Annotated in this window: 3 protein-coding genes; 2 read left to right on the forward strand and 1 reads right to left on the reverse strand. The window is 73.8% G+C overall.

The features are described from left to right. Window positions 1-554 (reverse strand): maleylpyruvate isomerase N-terminal domain-containing protein (locus PROKR_RS05830; RefSeq protein WP_051432722.1); only part of this gene is annotated, 554 nt, incomplete at its 3' end. Between the two features lie 237 nt (window positions 555-791). Here PROKR_RS05830 and PROKR_RS05835 point away from each other — a divergent pair. Beyond that, window positions 792-2,201: a hemolysin family protein gene (locus PROKR_RS05835; RefSeq protein WP_036960505.1), complete on the forward strand. Its 1,410-nt coding sequence runs from the start codon at window positions 792-794 to the stop codon at window positions 2,199-2,201. Then, window positions 2,198-2,936: CNNM domain-containing protein (locus tag PROKR_RS05840; protein ID WP_036960508.1), on the forward strand; the 739-nt coding region annotated here is incomplete at its 3' end. The genes PROKR_RS05835 and PROKR_RS05840, both read left to right, overlap by 4 nt.

Here is a 2,936-nt window from a genome sequence, read left to right on the forward strand (position 1 = left end):
GGCGCCCCGGCGATGTCGGTCGCCACGAGCACCACCGGGAAGCGGAGCGGCGCCATGCGGCCCAGGCCCACCTGCCGGGGCTGGAGCACGGACACGACCTCGTCGACCGTGTCGGCCCACACCTCCGGGGCCGCGCCGACGAGGCCCGCCGCGGCCCCGCCCGCGGAGGCGGCCAGCAGGTCGTGCAGGTGCACGAGCGTCTCGTGGGTCTGCCGTCGGTGCCAGAACCGCACGGGTCCGGGGCCCAGCGGGTCGGGATGGGTCAGGACCCGGCAGTCGGATCCGGGGTCGAGCTCCGCCAGCGTCTCGCGCAGGAGGGCCGCCTGGGCGGCGTAGTGCGGCGCGAGGTCGAACGGGCCGTCGCCGAGCGCGGGTCCCTTGGTCCCTCGGGCGTTGCCCGCGGCCCAGTGGTGCACCCCGGCGAGATGCTCCACGAGCCCGCGCACGGTCCAGTCACCGCAGGCGGGGACCTTCGCGTCGGCGTCGGCGGCAGGCACCGCGGCGAGGAAGTCGCCCTGGAACGTGGCCAGCAGCGACAGGTGGTCGAGCGTCATGTGCGGAAAGGTACCGCGCCCCACCGGCATCCCGGTGCCACGCTCCGGATGACGGCTGCCGCACGCCGTGGAACCGTAGGACCACCTCCGTCGTTCTCCACGCGATGCGCACGGCGCATCCGGCCGGAGACCTTCGGCCCGAGGCAGACCGCACCACCAGTGAAGGATCATGGACCCCGACAGTCATAGTCCCGGCCCGAACGCACGTCTCCGCACCACCGAGAGGAGGTGGATGCGTTGACCTGGGTGATCTCCCTCCTGCTGGGGGTCGTGGTGATCCTGGCGATCACCGCCGTGACGGGTTACTTCGTCGCGCAGGAGTTCGCGTACATGGCGGTCGACCGCGCCCGCCTCGCCTCCCGCTCCGAGTCCGGCGACGCCGGCGCCCGTCGCGCGCTCGGTGTGACCCGGCGCACCAGCTTCATGCTGTCCGGCGCACAGCTCGGCATCACCGTCACCGGCCTGCTCGTCGGCTACGTCGCCGAGCCGCTCGTCGGTGAGGCGCTCGGCGAGGCCCTGGGCGGCGTCGGCGTGCCGGTCGGCACCGGCGTCGCCATCGGCACCGTCCTCGCCCTCGTCTTCTCGACCCTCGTCCAGATGCTGTTCGGCGAGCTCGTGCCGAAGAACCTGGCGATCGCCCGGCCGGAGCCCGTCGCGCTCTGGCTGGCCCGGTCGACCACGGTGTACCTCGCCGTCTTCGGCTGGCTCATCAAGGTGTTCGACGCCGCGTCCAACGCGCTCCTGCGGTTGCTGCGGATCGAGCCCGTGCACGACGTCGAGCACTCCGCCACGGCCCGCGACCTGGAGCACATCGTCGCGGACTCGCGCGCCAGCGGCGACCTGCCCGGCGACCTGTCCGTGCTGCTGGACCGCATCCTCGACTTCCCGCGGCAGGACGTGGAGCACGCCATGATCCCGCGCGCCCGCGTGGGCGTGGTGCGCGCCGACGACACGCTCGCGCAGGTGCGCGAGCTCATGGCGGCCGGCCACTCCCGGTACCCGGTGGTCGACGACGACGGCGAGGTCACCGGCGTCGTGCACCTGACCGACCTGCTCGCCGCAGGGGCGGAGGCGACGACCGTCGCGGACCTGCTGCGGCCCGCGCTCGTGCTGCCCACCTCGATGACGCTGCCCGACGCGCTGCGCGAGCTGTCGGCGACGCGCAACCAGATGGCGTGCGTCGTGGACGAGTACGGCGGGTTCGCCGGTGTGCTCACCGTCGAGGACCTCGCCGAGGAGCTCGTCGGCGAGATCACCGACGAGCACGACGACGAGATCGACCCCGTGACCGCGGCGTCGGACGGCGTCTGGGTCATGGCCGGTGACGTGCACCTCGACGAGGTCGAGCGCGCCGTCGAGCGCGACCTGCCCGAGGGCGACCACGAGACGATCGCGGGCCTCGCGATCGCCGTGCACGGCTCGCTGCCTGCGGCCGGCGACGTCGTCGACGTACCGCTGCCCATCGACCCGGCCACCCTGGTGGCGCCCGAGCCGCCGCCGGCCGAGGTGCTCCGCATCGAGGTGCTCGACGTGGAGCGGCACGTGCCGTCCCACGTCCGGGTCACCGTCGTCGAGGCACCCCCCGAGGCGCAGGCCGAGACTTCCACCGACCACCACAGCGGCACCGAGACCGAGGAGGCCCGATGAGCAACCCCTGGGTGGTCCTCGTCGCCACCGTCGTCATCATCGCGCTGAGCGCGTTCTTCGTGGCCGTGGAGTTCGCGCTCCTGGCCGCCAAGCGGCACCGCCTGGAGGACGCCGCACCGACGAGCCGCTCGGCGCGGGCCGCGCTGCGCAGCTCCGGCGAGCTGACCGTGCTCCTGGCCGGCTCACAGCTCGGCATCACCGTCTGCACGCTCGCGCTCGGTGCCATCACCAAGCCGGCCGTGCACCACTGGCTGACGCCGCTGTTCGAGACGTGGGGTGCGCCGTACTGGGCTGCCGACGTCGCGGGCTTCGTGCTGGCGCTGGTCATCGTGACGTTCCTGCACCTGGTGGTGGGGGAGATGGCGCCCAAGTCGTGGGCCATCGCCCACCCCGAGGCCAGCGCGACCATGCTCGCGCTGCCGATGCGGGCGTTCATGGTCGTGACCCGGCCCGTGCTCCTGGCGCTGAACGGCGCCGCGAACTGGTGCCTGCGCCGCGTGGGCGTCGAGCCCGCCGACCAGGTCGCCTCCGGGCAGGGCCCGGACGACCTGCGGCACCTCGTGGAGCACTCGGCAAGCGTGGGCGCGCTCGACGTCGCCTACTCGGACCAGCTCTCGGGCGCGCTCGACCTGCGCCGCCTGACGGTCGAGGACCTGCTGGCCGACCACGCGGCGCCGTCCGCCGTCGGGCACGGGGCCACGGCCGCGCAGGTGCAGGAGGCGTCCCGCGCCTCCG

This window comes from Promicromonospora kroppenstedtii DSM 19349, assembly GCF_000515355.1.
Lineage (GTDB): Bacteria > Actinomycetota > Actinomycetes > Actinomycetales > Cellulomonadaceae > Promicromonospora > Promicromonospora kroppenstedtii.